18 protein-coding genes are annotated in these 15239 nt (G+C 64.1%); 2 read left to right on the plus strand and 16 right to left on the minus strand.

Features of this window, described 5'->3' with window-relative positions:
- The first annotated feature begins 27 nt into the window (after nt 1-27).
- Nucleotides 28-897, plus strand: coding sequence for an alpha-amylase family protein (locus ACWGXF_RS02450; protein WP_256629784.1), 870 nt, complete (start codon nt 28-30; stop codon nt 895-897).
- A 134-nt stretch (nt 898-1031) separates the two neighbouring features.
- Here the strand turns inward: ACWGXF_RS02450 and ACWGXF_RS02455 are convergent, their stop codons facing one another.
- The 7 genes from ACWGXF_RS02455 to ACWGXF_RS02485 all read right to left on the minus strand — a co-directional run bounded on the left by ACWGXF_RS02455 (nt 1032) and on the right by ACWGXF_RS02485 (nt 5960).
- Complete coding sequence (locus tag ACWGXF_RS02455; protein WP_256629783.1) at nt 1032-1898, minus strand: D-hexose-6-phosphate mutarotase; 867 nt, start codon at nt 1896-1898, stop codon at nt 1032-1034.
- Nucleotides 1891-2634 (minus strand): 1-(5-phosphoribosyl)-5-[(5-phosphoribosylamino)methylideneamino]imidazole-4-carboxamide isomerase, encoded by a 744-nt coding sequence (hisA, locus tag ACWGXF_RS02460; protein WP_003058631.1) that lies wholly within the window; start codon nt 2632-2634, stop codon nt 1891-1893. The genes ACWGXF_RS02455 and hisA overlap by 8 nt, the downstream gene beginning before the upstream one ends.
- Before the next feature lie 58 nt (nt 2635-2692).
- Nucleotides 2693-3361: an imidazole glycerol phosphate synthase subunit HisH gene (hisH, locus tag ACWGXF_RS02465; RefSeq protein WP_012837075.1), complete on the minus strand. Its 669-nt coding sequence runs from the start codon at nt 3359-3361 to the stop codon at nt 2693-2695.
- Nucleotides 3362-3442: 81 nt separating this feature from the next.
- Nucleotides 3443-4066, minus strand: a complete 624-nt coding sequence (hisB, locus tag ACWGXF_RS02470; RefSeq protein ID WP_003058637.1) for an imidazoleglycerol-phosphate dehydratase HisB — start codon at nt 4064-4066, stop codon at nt 3443-3445.
- The gene (gene hisC, locus ACWGXF_RS02475) at nt 4063-5181 is read right to left on the minus strand and encodes a histidinol-phosphate transaminase (RefSeq protein WP_012837074.1); all 1119 of its coding nucleotides are present in this window, start codon (nt 5179-5181) and stop codon (nt 4063-4065) included. The genes hisB and hisC overlap by 4 nt, the downstream gene beginning before the upstream one ends.
- A 69-nt stretch (nt 5182-5250) precedes the next feature.
- Nucleotides 5251-5691, minus strand: coding sequence for a PIN domain-containing protein (locus tag ACWGXF_RS02480; protein WP_034361336.1), 441 nt, complete (start codon nt 5689-5691; stop codon nt 5251-5253).
- Nucleotides 5688-5960, minus strand: coding sequence for a hypothetical protein (locus tag ACWGXF_RS02485; protein ID WP_012837072.1), 273 nt, complete (start codon nt 5958-5960; stop codon nt 5688-5690). Before ACWGXF_RS02485 ends, ACWGXF_RS02480 begins: the two co-directional genes overlap by 4 nt.
- A gap of 156 nt (nt 5961-6116) precedes the next feature.
- Between ACWGXF_RS02485 and ACWGXF_RS02490 the strand changes: the two genes are divergently transcribed.
- A complete protein-coding gene (locus tag ACWGXF_RS02490; RefSeq protein WP_256629781.1) occupies nt 6117-7682 on the plus strand; it encodes a serine hydrolase in 1566 nt (521 codons plus the stop codon).
- Nucleotides 7683-7718: 36 nt separating this feature from the next.
- Here ACWGXF_RS02490 and ACWGXF_RS02495 read toward each other — a convergent pair whose 3' ends face one another.
- The 9 genes from ACWGXF_RS02495 to ACWGXF_RS02535 all read right to left on the minus strand — a co-directional run bounded on the left by ACWGXF_RS02495 (nt 7719) and on the right by ACWGXF_RS02535 (nt 15169).
- Nucleotides 7719-8651, minus strand: a complete 933-nt coding sequence (locus ACWGXF_RS02495; protein ID WP_370466521.1) for a hypothetical protein — start codon at nt 8649-8651, stop codon at nt 7719-7721.
- 100 nt (nt 8652-8751) lie between these two features.
- The gene (gene hisD, locus ACWGXF_RS02500; RefSeq protein WP_256629779.1) at nt 8752-10068 is read right to left on the minus strand and encodes a histidinol dehydrogenase; all 1317 of its coding nucleotides are present in this window, start codon (nt 10066-10068) and stop codon (nt 8752-8754) included.
- Between the two features lie 21 nt (nt 10069-10089).
- Entirely contained in the window at nt 10090-10752 is a 663-nt protein-coding gene (gene hisG, locus ACWGXF_RS02505) for an ATP phosphoribosyltransferase (protein WP_003062096.1), read from the minus strand.
- Nucleotides 10749-12020: a UDP-N-acetylglucosamine 1-carboxyvinyltransferase gene (gene murA / locus ACWGXF_RS02510; protein ID WP_003062092.1), complete on the minus strand. Its 1272-nt coding sequence runs from the start codon at nt 12018-12020 to the stop codon at nt 10749-10751. The genes hisG and murA overlap by 4 nt, the downstream gene beginning before the upstream one ends.
- Before the next feature lie 92 nt (nt 12021-12112).
- Entirely contained in the window at nt 12113-12355 is a 243-nt protein-coding gene (locus tag ACWGXF_RS02515) for a BolA family protein (RefSeq protein WP_003062090.1), read from the minus strand.
- A gap of 73 nt (nt 12356-12428) precedes the next feature.
- On the minus strand, nt 12429-13184 hold the full coding sequence (locus tag ACWGXF_RS02520; protein WP_003058656.1) for an ABC transporter permease: 756 nt from the start codon (nt 13182-13184) through the stop codon (nt 12429-12431).
- Entirely contained in the window at nt 13181-14116 is a 936-nt protein-coding gene (locus tag ACWGXF_RS02525; protein ID WP_034348309.1) for an ABC transporter ATP-binding protein, read from the minus strand. Before ACWGXF_RS02525 ends, ACWGXF_RS02520 begins: the two co-directional genes overlap by 4 nt.
- A gap of 74 nt (nt 14117-14190) precedes the next feature.
- The gene (locus ACWGXF_RS02530) at nt 14191-14517 is read right to left on the minus strand and encodes an STAS domain-containing protein (protein WP_012837066.1); all 327 of its coding nucleotides are present in this window, start codon (nt 14515-14517) and stop codon (nt 14191-14193) included.
- Nucleotides 14518-14536: 19 nt separating this feature from the next.
- On the minus strand, nt 14537-15169 hold the full coding sequence (locus ACWGXF_RS02535) for an MlaC/ttg2D family ABC transporter substrate-binding protein (RefSeq protein WP_034348276.1): 633 nt from the start codon (nt 15167-15169) through the stop codon (nt 14537-14539).
- Between the last annotated feature and the right edge of the window lie 70 nt (nt 15170-15239).

Genomic DNA, 15239 nt, shown 5'->3' on the forward strand with positions numbered 1-15239 from the left:
AAGGAGAAAGCGGCTCGATCCATAGATATGACGATGGAACAATGCACCAGACGCGAGGCGCTGGGCCTGGCCTGGGCGCTGAGCTGCAGCCTTCCCGAGGCACAGGCCAAGCCCAGCCTGCGTCTGCCCGGCATGGTCTGGCAGCCCAGTGCCGACACTCTACGGCCCCATGGATCATGGCAGCGTCTGGGCATCCGCCGCCTGCTGGTGCAATGGACGGCTGTGGACAATCTGAGTCTGGTGCCCGGTACTTACCTGCCCTCCATGAGCCGCAACCTCCCGGACTGGGAGCGCATCGCGGCCGAGCCCTGGGCGCAGGAGCTGATTCTCGGCCTGGCCGGCATGCATGACGAGGCCAAGGCCCGCGCCGGTCTCGCTGATCTGGCCATGCAGTCCTATGCCTTGAAAGCCGCGATCACGGCACTGCCACTGCGGGTTGCCGGCTGGTACTTCCCGGTCGAAGTCGATCCGACCTGGGCTGCGCCCAGTCTTCTCACCGAGGTTCTCAACAAGCTGCCGCGTCCGCTGTGGATCAGCGCCTATGACAATGCCAATATGGGTCCCCAGGCGCTGGTTGACTGGATCATGCGCTGGATACCCGAAGATGTGGGCGTGTTTTTCCAGGATGGAGTCGGCGTACACGCGCGCACTCCCAGCGTGGCACGCGAATACCTGCAGATGCTGACCGCCCATCTGGGCCAGGCGCGTGTTCGCGTGATTGCCGAGGCCTTCCGGCCTGCGCCGGGCGGCGGATTTCGCAGCGCCATGGCAGAAGAATTCCTGCCGCAGTTGGCGGCCTACCAAGGCTGGACGGTCTTTGCCTTCGACGGCCCGCATTATCTGAACCCGCCTCTGGTCGATGCATTGGCGGATGCCCTGGGCAGCAAATCCCGATGAGTCGCCGTCCGCCCTGCCTCTACAGCTGCGGCCCATGGAGCCGTCAACAGGGCTGGGCAGGCTGAAGGCCAACAGGTCTGCGCACAAGGACAGGCCCAGGCTCGGGGTGGCATCACCCCGCTCCGTTCAAAGCCTCAAAAGCATTCGAAGGTTTGCGCCGCCTTCCAGCGCTGGTCGGGTCCAAGAACCACAGGTGCATCAATGGCCGCAGCCTCCACGCACAGCATCTGCTGCCAGTTGTCGGCCTCCATGTCCTTGAGTGTGGCGCACAGAGCAGGGCCTGGATTCCAGACCACGGTTTCGCTCCAGGATGTATCCTGGGCAAGCTGCAGCCAGGGCCGGCCCGAGCTTTGCAGCTGCAGGGCTGCAGCCGCACGTGGATAGACGCGATCGGTCTCCGCACCGAAGCTGACGCAGCCTTGCTGCGTTACATGGGTATCCGGTTGAGCCGCAGCAGCATCCCAGTAGCTCAAACCTTCGAGACCGTGCAAGCTGGCCTGCTCGGCCTGCGCAACGCGAAGATAGCCGTGCAAAGCCGCGGTAAAAGACAGGTCCTGCCGGCCGCGGTTATGCACGGCCAGTTCCACACGCAATGCGCCGGGCCTGAGCTCGACCGTGAGCACGGCTTCAAAGGCGTGCGGCCAGACGGCGCGCGATGCTTCGCTGTCCGTCAGGCGCAAGGAGATCTGCGCACCATCCTCGCCCGATGGGCTCGCAGCATCGGCCTGCCAGTGACTGAGGCGCGCAAAGCCATGCTTGACCAAGGGACCACGCTGATTGAACTGGGGAAAGCAGACCGGAATGCCGCCGCGAATGGCGCTCTGGCCGTCATGGGCTGCCCTGGGACTGAGGAACAGGCGCTCCTGCCCCAGGCCGACCCAGGACAGTACCTGGGCGCCCTGCAGGCAGATCAGCACCGAATCCCCCTGACCCAGCCTCAAGGCAATGGCAGAAAGCCCTTTCCAGTCAACGACCTGGGCCTGAAAGGTCAAATCACTCACCCGTGAGCTCGTCCGCACGCTCCTGGCCGGCGGCGAAGTCCAGATCGCCGGTATAGATGGCGCGGCCGCAGATAACGCCTTCCACGCCCTCGTCCTGCACCTTGCACAGCGCTTCGATGTCGGCCATGCCGGCCAGACCGCCCGAGGCGATGACCGGAATCTTCAGCGACTGGGCCAGCTTGACGGTGGCGTCGATGTTGATGCCGCTGAGCATGCCGTCACGACCGATGTCGGTGTAGATGATGGATTCCACGCCCCAGTCCTCGAAGCGTTTGGCGGTTTCGATCACATCCTGGCCGGTGAGCTTGCTCCAGCCGTCGATCGCCACCTTGCCGTCCTTGGCGTCCAGGCCCACGATGATGTGTCCGGGAAAGGCGCTGCAGGCATCCTGCAGGAAACCGGGGTTCTTCACGGCAGCGGTGCCGATGATCAGGTACTCGATGCCCAGATCGATGTAGCGCTCGATGGTGTCCAGATCACGGATGCCGCCGCCCAGCTGCACGGGAATCTCGCCATCGACTTCCTTGAGGATGCTCTTGATGGCCGACAGGTTCTTGGGCTGGCCCGCAAAGGCGCCGTTCAGGTCCACCAGGTGCAGGCGACGGGCGCCCGCATCCAGCCATTTGGCGGCCATGGCTGCGGGGTCTTCACCGAAAGTGGTGGACTGGTCCATATCACCCTGAATCAGGCGAACGCAGTGGCCGTCCTTGAGGTCGATAGCGGGGATGAGCAACATGATGGTGATCTGCTAGCAAGTTTGGCCGTCAGAAATGGCCAGTGCACAAAGAAAAACTTCAGGGCTTCCAGCCCAGGAAGTTGCGGAACAGCGCCAGCCCCTGGTCCGAGCTTTTCTCGGGGTGGAACTGGGTTGCGAAAATATTATCGCGTGCGACGGCACATGCAAAGAGGCCGCCATAGTCGGTCTCGGCCGCGCAATGCGCGCTGTGTTGCACCTGCGCATAAAAGCTGTGCACAAAGTAGTAGAAGCTGCCGTCTGGAATGCCGGCCCACAGCGCATGGGGCTTTCCGCCCTGCTGCGTCTGCTGCACCTGGTTCCAGCCCATTTGCGGCACCTTGAAACGGCTGCCATCGGCCTGCATTCGGCCTTCGAGATCGAACTTGCGCACATTGCCGGGAATCAGTCCCAGGCCCGGCACATCGCCTTCGTCGCTGTGGTCGAGCAGCATCTGCATGCCCACGCAGACGCCGAACAGCGGCTTGTTGGCAGCCGCATCGAGCACGGCCTGCTGCAGGCCCGATTCGCGCAGCTCGCGCATGCAGTCGGGCATGGCCCCCTGACCGGGCAGGACCACGCGGTTGGCGGCATGGACCACATCGGGATCGGCCGTGACGACCACGTCCCAGCCGGTATCGGCTGCGGCCGTGCGCACCGCCTGCGAGACCGAACGCAGATTGCCCATGCCGTAATCGACCACGGCCACGGTGTTGTTCTTCAAACTCATAGCAGCTACCGCTTATGGAGATTGGTTTTTAAAGACAAACAGCTTTGAAGTGCAGTGTAAACAGGCGCAAGTTGCTCCTGATTACAGAGCACCCTTGGTCGAGGGAATCACGCCCGCCATGCGCTCATCATGCTCCAGCGCAAAGCGCATGGCACGAGCAAAGGCCTTGAAGATGGTTTCGCACTGGTGGTGGGCGTTGAAGCCCTTCAGGTTGTCGATGTGCAGGGTCACGCCGGCGTGGTTGACAAAGCCCTGGAAGAATTCGAAGACCAGCTGCGTGTCGAGCTGGCCGATGCTGCCGGCCGTGAACTTCACATCCATGTGCAGACCGGGACGGCCCGAGAAGTCGATGACGACGCGGCTCAGGGCTTCGTCCAGCGGCACATAGGCATGACCGTAGCGGCGAATGCCTTTCTTGTCGCCGATGGCCTTGGCAAAGGCCTGGCCCAGGGTGATGCCGATGTCTTCGACCGTGTGGTGGCCGTCGATGTGCAGATCGCCCGCGCATTCGATGTCCATGTCGATCAGGCCGTGGCGCGCGATCTGGTCCAGCATGTGGTCGAGAAAGCCGATACCGGAGTTCAGGCTGGCCTTGCCAGTGCCGTCGAGGTTGACGCGCACGGCGACGCGGGTCTCGGCCGTGTTGCGCTGCACTTCGGCAATGCGCGGCAGGTTCTGGGCGATGGAGGGGACGATATTGCTCATAGGCTTTCTTTCAGTGCCGCCAGCATCTGGGCGTTTTCTTCGCGGGTACCCACGGTCAGGCGCAGGCAGTTGTGCAGCAAGGGGTGCATGGCCGATACGTTCTTGACCAGCACGCCGCGCTGCTTCATCTCGATCTGGGCCTTGCCGGCGTCGCGCACGCGCAACAGCACCATATTGGCTTCGGAGGGCCAGACTTTTTGCACGCCGTCCAGCTGGGCCAGGGCATCGATCAGCGGCTGGCGTTCGGCGCGGATGGCGGCGGCCTGCTCGGCATACAGGGACTCGTGCTGCAACGCAAAAATCGCCGTCTCGCAGTTGAGCACGCTGATGTTGTAGGGCGGGCGCACCTTGTCTATCTCGTTGACGATGGCCGAAGGGCCGATCAGATAGCCCAGTCGCGCACCGGCCAGACCGAACTTGGACAGCGTGCGCATCAGCAGCACATGGGCGTTGCGCGCGGGGTCTGCCTTCATGCGGGTGATCCAGCTGCGGCTGGCGAAGGGCTGGTAGGCCTCGTCCATCACGACCAGACCGCCAACCTCGGCCACGGCGTCGATCACGGCCTGAACCTTGTCCTCGGCCCACAGCGTGGCGGTGGGATTGTTGGGATAGGCGATATAGGTGATGGCAGGCTGGTGCTCGGCGATGGCGGCCTGCATGGCCGGCACATCGAGGTCGAAGTCGCTCGTCAGATTCACGCCCACGAAATCCAGGCCCTGCAGCTTGGCAGACAGCGGATACATCACAAAGCCCGGCATGGGCGCCAGCATCTTGGCGCGGGCATTGTTGCAGGGCTGGGCCGTGGCCAGCGCCAGCAGGGTGATGATCTCGTCCGAGCCATTGCCCAGCAGCACCGATGTGCCGGCCGGAGCACCGGCGTAGTCGGCCAGCATCTGCTTGAGCACTTCCTGGCGCTCGCCGGGGTAGCGGTTGATTTCCAGACCGCCCAGATGCTCGCCCAACTTTTTCTGCAGCTCGGGCGGCAGACGGTAGGGGTTCTCCATCGTGTCCATCTTGAGCAGGCCTTGCGCGGGCTGCACATGGTAGCCCTGCATGGCGCGTACATCGGCGCGAATGCGTTGCAGGGCTTTGGTCTGGATGTCTTGAGCAGTCATGGGTTCACTCCTTCACACAAGGCTTGCGTTGGCCAATGCAGTCGATACCGATCGCTGCGATTGTGGCGCTCAAGCCTCAAGATTCTGCGTGGCGGCTTGCTCCAGCGGGTGCACCACGGTTACGCCGCCAAACTCTGCCCCATGGGGCAGATGCAGGCTCAGCATCTGGTTGCAGCCGCTGTGCTGGGCGCAGGCCACGGCCAGGCAGTCGCCAAAGTCCAGCGCATGGCGGGCCTGCACCGCCCAGGCCGTCTCCAGCGTGGCGGCGTCGGTCTTCCAGGGCGTCCAGGTCTGGTAGCGGCGGATGGCTGCGCGGGCATCGCCCTGAGGCAGGGGCAGGACTGCGGTGGTGGCCTGGTCATAGAACTCCACCAGCGCCTGGTTGCTGGTGCGGCCGCTACGGCTGCGCCACAGCAGATCCAGCCATTCCAGCGTGGCCGCATACAGCGCACCGCCAGCCGCATCTTCCGCAGCAATCAGCACCGAGGTATCGACAAATACGGGGTTCACCTGGCCACCTCGGTTTCGGCATTGCTGTGCGCAGCAGCACGCTTGCTGCTGGCACTGCGCGCCAGGGATTTGGCAGACTGGCCGGCAGCTTGCCAGGTGCGCTCATCGGTGCGCCAGGCCAGATAGGCACGCTCGTAGGCATCCTCGCGCTGCATCAGCTCGGCCATGAAGTCACCCAGCATGCGCGAGACGCTGCTGCCGCGCCTGGCCGCTTCAATGCGCGCCCAGTCAAGCACGCTGTCTTCGACGGTGATGGTGACGTTCTTCATGGCCTGCATAGTACACGAATTTCGTGCAACACGAAATTCGTGTCAAATTTCAAATTGCCAGAATGACCTGCAGGAATCCATACTGCGGAGCAAAAAACAGTTCGCCAGAACCTTGCCCCTCTGCAAGCGCAGACCCACCAACCGGGAGGAGAAATCATGAGCCAGCCATCCAAGACTGCATGGACCAGACGCCAGATGCTCGATCGCACCGTCCGCGCCGGAGCCGGCCTGGGCATCGCGGCCGGCTCCGGGCTGGCTCTGGCGGGCTGCGGCGGAGACGATGCACCAGCAAAAGGCCTGAGCGCCGCGGAGGCGGCCCGGCGGCTGCCCGAGCTGGCCGCAACGCTGCGCCGCGTCAGCGGTGTTCCGGGCATGGCCTGGGCCGTGGTCCAAGGCGCGCAAACGCTTGCCGCCCAAGGCCTGGGGCTTTGCGAGACCGGCGGCAGTGCGGCCGTGAATGCCGACACCGTGTTCCAGCTGGCCTCGGTCTCCAAATCCCTGGCTGCCACCGTGGTGGCGCGCCAGGTCGGCCAGGGACGGGTCTCCTGGGACAGCCGCATGAAGGACTTGCTGCCCTGGTTTGCGCTGCGCAATCCGGGCAGCAGCGCGGTGCTGACCGTGGGCGATCTGTTTGCCCACCGCAGCGGCCTGCCCGACCATGCGGGCGACAAGCTTGAGGAGCTGGGCAACGGCCAGCAGGTGGTGCTGGAGCGGCTGCGCCTGCTGCCCGTCAAGCCGCTGCGCAGCGAATACGCCTACACCAATGCCGGGTTGACCGCCGCCGCAGTGGGCGTTGCAGGCGCTGCCAATACCGACTGGGCGAGTCTGTCACGCCAGACCCTGTATGCGCCTCTGGGCATGACGCGAACCACATCGGTCTATGCCGAATTCATGCAGCAGGCCAACCGTGCCAGCCCCCATGTACGCGCCGATGACGGCAGCTGGCAGCGCGGCACGCCGCGCAATGCCGACCCCCAGTCCCCGGCCGGCGGCGCCAGCTCCAGCGTCAACGACATGGCGCGCTGGCTGTCTCTGCTGCTGGCGCAGGGGCGCTGGCAGGGACAGCAGCTGGTCGCCCCTGCAGCCCTGCAAGCCGCCTGGCAGGCCCAGGCGCCGGGAGGACACTACGGCTTCGGCTTCAATGTCGCAGCAACCGATGGCGGGCTGAAGTTCCTCAGCCATTCGGGCGCCTTCATGCTGGGCGCGGCCACCTGCTTCATGCTCATTCCCTCGCTGGACGCTGCCGTCATCGTGCTCACCAACGGCATTCCCATCGGCGTTCCCGAAACCCTGTGCCGCCAGTTCGTGGACCTGATGGAAACCGGCCGCCTCACGCAGGACTGGTGGTCGCTGTACAGTGAAAAGATCGCTCCGCTGATGGCGCCCACGGGATCCCTGCTGGGCCAGCAGCCCCCGTCTGCGCCTCAGCCTCCGGGCGCGCTGCAGCGCTATGCGGGAAGCTATGACAACGCCTACCATGGCCCGGTACAGGTCAGCCTCGTCGACAACCGGCTGCAGCTGAGCATAGGCCCGCAAGCCCAGACCTATGTGCTGCAGCACTGGAGCGGCAGCCAGTTCTGCTTCATTCCTGGCAACGAAAGCGCGGCTCCGCACAGCATTTCGCTGGCGGTCTTCGAGGCAGGAGACGCAGCGCCGGCCCAAAGCCTCTGGCTGGAGTTCTATGACGACGACGGACTGGGCCAGTTCAGCAGGCGCATCTGACAGGCGCTGCGGCCGCAGGCGGCAGCGCCACAGCCCTCAGCGCCGATACTGCGGCGGCGGGGCATATCTGCCGTCGGCGGGAAAAGCCGCAGGCTCGGCCGCGCCGCGGCGCTCTGGCGCAGGCTGAGCGGCATCGCGCCCCTGCAGTCGGACTTCGAACAGTGCCGCCCCGATCACGCCCACGTTGCGCGCGTCGCCAGCCGGGGTATTGCCGGCATAGGCGCGCTCCTTGCCAGCAAAACGAAAGGCCGCCACTTCACGCTGACTCTTGCGAAAACCCTCGATGCGCAGGGTCTCGCCGGGACGCAGCAGATAGCCGGCGCTGTGCACGCTGCCGGCCTGGCCGGTGAGCACATCCAGGCCGTCCACCGTGGCAACGACCTCATAGTGACGCTGGCTGCGGTTGCTGTAGACCAGCTCGTAACGCTCGCCATGACGGCCGGCCAACTGATAGTCCCGAGCTCCGCGCATGGTGTAGATGGGCAGCGGCCGGCCTTGCCCGTCCTGCACCACCCACTCCACATCGCCGTCGGCCAGCTGCACGCTGAGCTGCTGATCGATGCTGCGCCCCAGGGCGCGGCGGATGCTGGCCTCATCGGAGTAGCGCAGCTGCGCCACGGTGCGCGGGCGCTCGGGGTCCAGGCGCGCAGCTTCCACGGTGCGTGTGACCGATTCCCTCCCTTCGCCCCATTGCGTGCCCAGCGTGGACTCAACCCTGGGCGTGGGCGGCGCTGCCGCCGCGCTCTCTGCGACCTGCAAGGCGTCCTGCGCCGAAGGCGGTGCACCGCAGGCGGCCAGCCCCGCGGCCAGCAACAGTCCGCCCAGCAGCCGCCAGCCGCGTTGCGGCCAGGAACTCATGACCTGATTCATCTTCACGCTCCCTTGTTGTGATTGGCTATGGAATGCTGCGCTGCCACGCAGCCCGCCGAGTGTCACCGCAAATCCGCGCTTTCCTGCACCAGGAAACATCTGGAGATCAATTGCCTCGGGACGGAGGGCATGTGGACCTGCCCGAAAATGAAAAAAGCCGTGGGCTGGCCACGGCTTCAAGGGACAAGCGCTCGCCGATTTACTTCAGACGCATTTCGGCAGCCCTGGCATGGCCCTGCAGGCCTTCGCCATAGGCCAGCACGGCTGCGGTCTTGCCCAGGATCTGGGCACCGGCCTCGCTGACTTCGATGATGGAGCTGCGCTTCTGGAAGTCGTACACCCCCAGCGGCGAGGAAAAGCGCGCCGTGCCGCTGGTCGGCAGCACGTGATTCGGGCCGGCGCAGTAGTCGCCCAGGCTCTCGGAGGTATAGGCGCCCAGGAAGATGGCACCGGCGTGCCTGAGCAGAGGCTCCCAGCGGTGCGGGTCGCGGCTGGAGACTTCCAGGTGCTCGGGCGCGATGCGATTGCTGATCGCGCAAGCCTCTTCCATGTCCTTGGTCAGAATCAGTGCACCGCGGTCGCTCAGGCTCTTGGCGATGATGGCCTTGCGCGGCATCTCGGGCAGCAGGCGGTCGATCGCGGCCTGGACGGCATCGAGATAGGCCGCATCGGGGCACAGCAGGATGGACTGGGCCAGCTCGTCGTGTTCGGCCTGGCTGAACAGATCCATGGCCACCCAGTCGGGCGGGGTCGTTCCGTCGGCCAGCACCAGGATTTCAGAAGGACCGGCAATCATGTCGATGCCCACGATGCCGAACACGCGCTTCTTGGCGCTGGCCACATAGGCATTGCCGGGGCCGGTGATCTTGTCCACCTTGGGCACGGTGGCCGTTCCGTAGGCCAGGGCAGCCACGGCCTGGGCGCCACCGATGGTGAAGGCGCGGTGCACGCCAGCCACATAGGCCGCAGCCAACACCAGCGGGTTCTTCTGACCCTGGGGCGTGGGCACGACCATGATGATGTCCTGCACACCGGCTACATGGGCGGGAATGGCGTTCATCAGCACGCTGGACGGATAGGCGGCCTTGCCGCCCGGCACGTAGATGCCCACGCGGTCCAGCGGCGTGACCTTCTGGCCCAGCAGCGTGCCGTCTTCGTCGCGGTAGCTCCAGCTCTCGCCATTGGCCTTTTTCTGCGCCTCGTGATAGCTGCGCACACGGCGTGCCGCCGACTCCAGCGCTTCGCGCTCGGCGGCTGGGAGGCTGTCGAAGGCGTCTTTCAGCTCCTGCTTGGTCAGCTCCAGCGCCGCCATGGAATCGGCCTGCAGGCCGTCAAAGCGTGCCGTGTACTCCAGCACGGCGGCGTCGCCGCGCTGCTGTACATCGGCCAGGATGTCGGCCACCCGCTGCTCGATGGCTGCATCCGTGTCCGCCGACCAATGCAGACGCTGCGCAAAATCATGCTCAAACTGGGCATCAGCGGTTGATAGACGGGCGGGGGCAGCTACGAATTCCATAGTATTCACCAGTAGGAAAAATCAGTTGTTCTTGGCGGCAACAGCCTGCGCAAACGCATCGATGATGTGGCGCAACGGAGCCTGCTTGAGCTTGAGCGAAGCCTGGTTGACGACCAGACGCGAGCTGATGTCCATGATGGGCTCGACCTCGACCAGATCGTTGGCCTTGAGCGTGTTGCCGGTGGACACCAGATCGACGATGGCATCGGCCATGCCGGTCAGCGGCGCCAGCTCCATGGAGCCGTAGAGCTTGACCATGTCCACGTGCACGCCCTTCTTGGCAAAGAAGTTGCGGGCAATCTCGGGGTACTTGGTGGCAATGCGCAGACGCGCGCCCTGCTTGACGGCCAGCTGATAGTCGAAGCCGTTGCGCACGGCCACGCTGACGCGGCACTTGGCAATCTGCAGGTCCAGCGGCTGGTACAGGCCCTGGCCGCCATGCTCGATCAGCGAGTCCAGGCCCGAGACGCCCAGGTCCGCGCCGCCATATTGCACGTACACGGGCACGTCCGAAGCACGCACCAGCACCACGCGCACATCGGGACGGTTGGTGTCGAAAATCAGCTTGCGCGACTTTTCCACATCCTCGGTCACCGCTATGCCGGCGGCGGCCAGCAGGGGCACGGTTTCTTCAAAAATGCGGCCCTTGGACAGGGCTATGGTCACAGGCGTTGCGGTGCTCATGCGGAAATTCTCTCGATATCGGCGCCCAGGGCGCGCAGCTTGTCTTCCATGCGGTCGTAGCCACGATCCAGGTGGTAGATGCGATCGACGATGGTCTCGCCCTCGGCCACCAGACCGGCAATCACCAGACTGGCCGAAGCGCGCAAGTCGGTCGCCATCACGGTGGCTCCGGACAGGCGCTTGCCGCCTTCGATGGTCGCCACGCGGCCGTCGGTGGTGATGCGCGCGCCCAGGCGAACCATCTCGTTGACATGCATGAAGCGGTTCTCGAAGATGGTCTCGGTCACCATGCTGGTGCCTTCGGCCACCAGGTTCAGCGCCATGAACTGGGCCTGCATATCGGTGGGAAAGCCCGGATATTCGGTGGTGCGAAAGCCCTGGGCCTTGAGCTTGCCGGAGGAGGCCACCTTCAGACCGCCATCCACGCAGTCCACGCTCACGCCCGCATCCTTGAGCTTGTCAATCACGGCGCCCAGATGGTCGGCACGCGCGTGGTGCAGCAAGGCTTCACCGCTGGTGGCCGCCACGGCGCAGAGGAAGGTGCCGGCCTCGATACGGTCGGCCACCACCTGATGCTCGCAGCCATGCAGCTTGTCCACGCCCTGAATCACGATATGGCTGGTGCCGTGACCCGTGATCCTGGCCCCCATCTTGATCAGCATCTCGGCCAGATCGGTGATTTCGGGTTCCATGGCGGCGTTTTCCAGCACCGTCTCGCCTTCGGCCAGCGCCGCGGCCATCAGGAAGTTCTCGGTGCCGGTCACGGTCACCATGTCGGTGGTGATGCGTGCGCCCTTCAGACGCTTCCAGCCTTCGGGCAGGCTGGCATGCATATAGCCGTTTTCCACGGTGATGATGGCGCCCATGGCCTGCAGGCCCTTGATGTGCTGATCCACGGGGCGCGAGCCGATCGCGCAGCCACCGGGCAGCGACACCTTGGCGTGGCCGAAGCGGGCCAGCAGCGGACCCAGGGCCAGCACCGAGGCGCGCATGGTCTTGACCAGCTCGTAAGGCGCTTCGGGCACCAGGCTGTCGGGTGCCACAAAGCTCATGCCGCCGCGTTCGCCATGGGTTTCGGTCTGCACACCCATATTGGCCAGCAGCTTGCGCATGGTGGCCACATCGTGCAGACGCGGCACATTGTGCAGATGCACGGGCTCGGCCGTGAGCAGTGCGGCACACATTTCAGGCAGAGCGGCGTTTTTGGCACCGGAAATGATTACTTCGCCCTTGAGGGGACGACCACCGTGGATCTTGAGTTTGTCCATGGCTTCAAGCCTTGAATGTTTATAGGTAAAAAATGCACTCAGCGCTTATGTAGCAAGTGCTGACAGCTATCAATCTTGCGTCTCGACTCGCATCAAGCCTGGGCAGCAGCCCATTCTGCCGGGGTGTAGGTCTTCATGGACAGGGCATGGACTTCATCGGTGGCCATGCGGTTGCCCAGCGTGGCATAGACCAGGCGCTGGCGGCCCAGCAGACGCTGGCCTTCAAACTGTGCAGACACAATGGTGGCAAACCAATGTCGGCCATCGCCTTCCAGCGCAATATGCTCGCAGGGCAGGCCGGCGGCGATCAGGTCTTTGAGTTGGTCTGCAGTCATGGGGAACCTTTATGCGCAAAAGCTGGCGAAACCGGTCATTGTCTCGCAAGCAGCCCTGCGTCAATTCTAAAAATCAGTTACGAATCTTGTAGCCGATACGCAGCAGGTGCACGGCCAGCGCGCTCACGGCCAGCCAGGCAGCGCCCACGATGGCGAAGCTGAGCCAGGGCGAGACATCGCTCTGGCCGAAGAAGCCGTAGCGGAAGCCGTCGATCATGTAGAAGAACGGGTTGACATGGCTGACCGCCTGCCAGAAGCCGGGCAGCGAGTGCACGGAATAGAACACGCCGGACAGAAAGGTCAGGGGCATGATCAAAAAGTTCTGGAAGGCCGCCATCTGGTCGAACTTCTCGGCCCAGAGGCCGGCGATCAGACCCAGCGTACCCATCAGGGCGCAGCCCAGAAAGCCGAACACCAGAATCCACAGCGGCGCGGCAAAATCGGGCACGGCAAAGAACAAGGTGACCACAAACACGCCCAGACCCACCAGCAGGCCGCGCAGAATGGCCGCTCCCACATAGGCGCTGAACCAGGCCCAGTGCGACAGCGGCGTGAGCAGCACGAACACCAGCGAGCCCATGATCTTGCTCTGCACCAGGCTGGACGAGCTGTTGGCAAACGCGTTTTGCAGCATGCTCATCATCACCAGGCCGGGAATCAGAAACGCGGTGTAGGGGATGCGGTCGTAGACCATGACCCGGCCTTCGAGCACATGGCCGAAAACCAGCAGATACAGCACGGCCGTGAGCACCGGTGCGGCCACGGTCTGAAAGCTCACCTTCCAGAAGCGCAGCACTTCCTTCTTGAGCAGGGTCTGCCAGCCGTTCATTGGACACCTCCTGCAGGAGCCTGTGTCCTGGAGCCTTCATTCATGATGTGGATGAACACATCCTCCAGATCCGCGCGGCGGATTTCCACATCCTCGGGGGTCACACCCGCCTCGCGCAAAGCGGCCAGCAGTTGCTCCACATCGACTGCATGGGCTGCGGGAATCTGCACGATTCGACCGGTGACACGCGCTCTGTCGGCCACGGCCTTGGGCAGGGCGCTATCGGTCTTGAACTGCAACACATTGCTGGAAGCCGACTTGAGCAGCTCGCTCATGGGCGAGAGCTTGATGATCTCGCCGCGCTTGAGCATGGCCACGCGGCTGCAAAGGGCCTCGGCCTCTTCGAGATAGTGAGTGGTCAGCAGCACCGTATGGCCCTGCTTGTTGAGTTTGGCAATGAAATGCCACAGCGTCTGGCGCAGCTCCACGTCGACGCCGGCCGTGGGCTCGTCCAGCACGATGATGGGCGGCTTGTGCACCAGGGCCTGGGCCACCAGCACGCGGCGCTTCATGCCGCCCGAGAGCTGGCGCATATTGTTGTGGGCCTTGTCCGTCAGGCCCAGGCTGTCGAGCAGCTCGTCGATCCAGTCGTCGTTGTTCTTGACGCCGAAATATCCGGACTGGAACTTCAAGGCCTCGCGCACATTGAAGAAGGGGTCGAACACCAGCTCCTGCGGCACGATGCCCAGCTTGCGGCGTGCATCGGCGTAGTTCGCCTGCACATCGCTGCCCTGCACCAGCACGCGCCCGCCCGTGGCTTGAGCCAGTCCGGCGAGGATGCTGATCATCGTGGTCTTGCCGGCGCCGTTGGGGCCGAGCAGACCGAAGAATTCACCTTCCTCGATATCCAGGCTCACCGATTTGAGGGCCTGAAAATCCCCCTTGGGGGTGCGGTAGGTCTTGGAGACGGATTGGAATGAGACTGCGGACATGGAGCCCATGATTCTAGGGCTTGCCCACAGCCTCTGCCTTGGCGGGGCTTAGCCGGACACAGTGATTCGTCAGCCTAGCCCTGCTGAGCGGTGGCGGCCGCATCGGGCACGGGAGCGGGCATCAGCAAGCCGTCCACGCCATACAGCGCGGCCATGGACTGCAGCCCCTTGGGCAGACCTTCGACAATGAGCTGCTTGCCCACCTCCTGGGCTGCGCGCCGGCAGGCCAGCAGCACGGCCAGAGCCGCCGAGTCAAAAACCTTGACGGCGCTGGCATCCAGCACCACCCGGGCATCCGCATGGCCCGTGACCAGCGGACGCAGACGCAGCAGACAGTCGCGCCCCTGACGATAGGTCAGTTCCTTGGGCAGTTGCAGAGGGTTGCTAGCTGAGCGGGCCATGACGTCTGAAGCGCTTTGCTTACTTAGTCGCCGTGGCCGGCATGGAGCTGCGCGAGGCCAGGGTCTTGATCAGGCCGTCAATGCCGTTGGCATTGATTTCCTGCGCAAACTGGTTGCGATAGGTTTCCACCAGCCACACACCGAGCACATTGAAGTTGTAGAGCTTCCAGCCCGTGGCCTGCTTTTCCAGACGGAAATCCAGTTGCACGGGGTCGCCACGGCCATTGACCTGGGTACGCACCAGCACGTCGGTGTCGCCGGCTGCCATGCGCACAGGCTTGACGGTAATGGTCTGATCGCCGACCTGGGACAGGGCCCCCGCATAGGTGCGAATCAGCAGGGCCTTGAACTCATCCTGCAGCTTCTGGCGCTGCTCGGGCGTGGCCTGACGCCAGGCCGGACCGACAGCGGCCGATGTCATGCGGCGAAAGTCCACATAGGGCATGACCTTCTCGTTGACCAGTGCATTGATCTTGCTGGAATCGCCGTTGCGCAGCGAGGCATCCTTCTTGATGGTCTCCAGCACATCGGCAGAGACGCGCTTGACCAGTGCATCGGGCGCTTCCTCAGCAGCCTGGGCTGCGGGCAGACCCAGATTCAGAGCGAGCACGGCACCTGCTGCCATGCCCCACATGCGACGAGTAATCTTCATTGCGTTTTTTCTCCTAGGCCCGCAAGTGTCACCGCACTCGCGCAACCTGTGCATCATGTTTGTAACCAAG

The sequence above is a fragment of the Comamonas sp. HJ-2 genome, from assembly GCF_053615495.1.

What these genes read in the sequence shown, in the direction of transcription:
- ACWGXF_RS02450 (WP_256629784.1), top strand. Translation starts at nt 28, where the DNA reads ATGACGATGGAACAATGCACCAGACGCGAGGCGCTGGGCCTGGCCTGG.
- hisA (WP_003058631.1), bottom strand. Translation starts at nt 2,634, where the DNA reads ATGTTGCTCATCCCCGCTATCGACCTCAAGGACGGCCACTGCGTTCGC.
- hisH (WP_012837075.1), bottom strand. Translation starts at nt 3,361, where the DNA reads ATGAGTTTGAAGAACAACACCGTGGCCGTGGTCGATTACGGCATGGGC.
- hisB (WP_003058637.1), bottom strand. Translation starts at nt 4,066, where the DNA reads ATGAGCAATATCGTCCCCTCCATCGCCCAGAACCTGCCGCGCATTGCC.
- hisC (WP_012837074.1), bottom strand. Translation starts at nt 5,181, where the DNA reads ATGACTGCTCAAGACATCCAGACCAAAGCCCTGCAACGCATTCGCGCC.
- ACWGXF_RS02485 (WP_012837072.1), bottom strand. Translation starts at nt 5,960, where the DNA reads ATGAAGAACGTCACCATCACCGTCGAAGACAGCGTGCTTGACTGGGCG.
- ACWGXF_RS02490 (WP_256629781.1), top strand. Translation starts at nt 6,117, where the DNA reads ATGAGCCAGCCATCCAAGACTGCATGGACCAGACGCCAGATGCTCGAT.
- ACWGXF_RS02495 (WP_370466521.1), bottom strand. Translation starts at nt 8,651, where the DNA reads ATGTTTCCTGGTGCAGGAAAGCGCGGATTTGCGGTGACACTCGGCGGG.
- hisD (WP_256629779.1), bottom strand. Translation starts at nt 10,068, where the DNA reads ATGGAATTCGTAGCTGCCCCCGCCCGTCTATCAACCGCTGATGCCCAG.
- hisG (WP_003062096.1), bottom strand. Translation starts at nt 10,752, where the DNA reads ATGAGCACCGCAACGCCTGTGACCATAGCCCTGTCCAAGGGCCGCATT.
- murA (WP_003062092.1), bottom strand. Translation starts at nt 12,020, where the DNA reads ATGGACAAACTCAAGATCCACGGTGGTCGTCCCCTCAAGGGCGAAGTA.
- ACWGXF_RS02515 (WP_003062090.1), bottom strand. Translation starts at nt 12,355, where the DNA reads ATGACTGCAGACCAACTCAAAGACCTGATCGCCGCCGGCCTGCCCTGC.
- ACWGXF_RS02520 (WP_003058656.1), bottom strand. Translation starts at nt 13,184, where the DNA reads ATGAACGGCTGGCAGACCCTGCTCAAGAAGGAAGTGCTGCGCTTCTGG.
- ACWGXF_RS02525 (WP_034348309.1), bottom strand. Translation starts at nt 14,116, where the DNA reads ATGTCCGCAGTCTCATTCCAATCCGTCTCCAAGACCTACCGCACCCCC.
- ACWGXF_RS02530 (WP_012837066.1), bottom strand. Translation starts at nt 14,517, where the DNA reads ATGGCCCGCTCAGCTAGCAACCCTCTGCAACTGCCCAAGGAACTGACC.
- ACWGXF_RS02535 (WP_034348276.1), bottom strand. Translation starts at nt 15,169, where the DNA reads ATGAAGATTACTCGTCGCATGTGGGGCATGGCAGCAGGTGCCGTGCTC.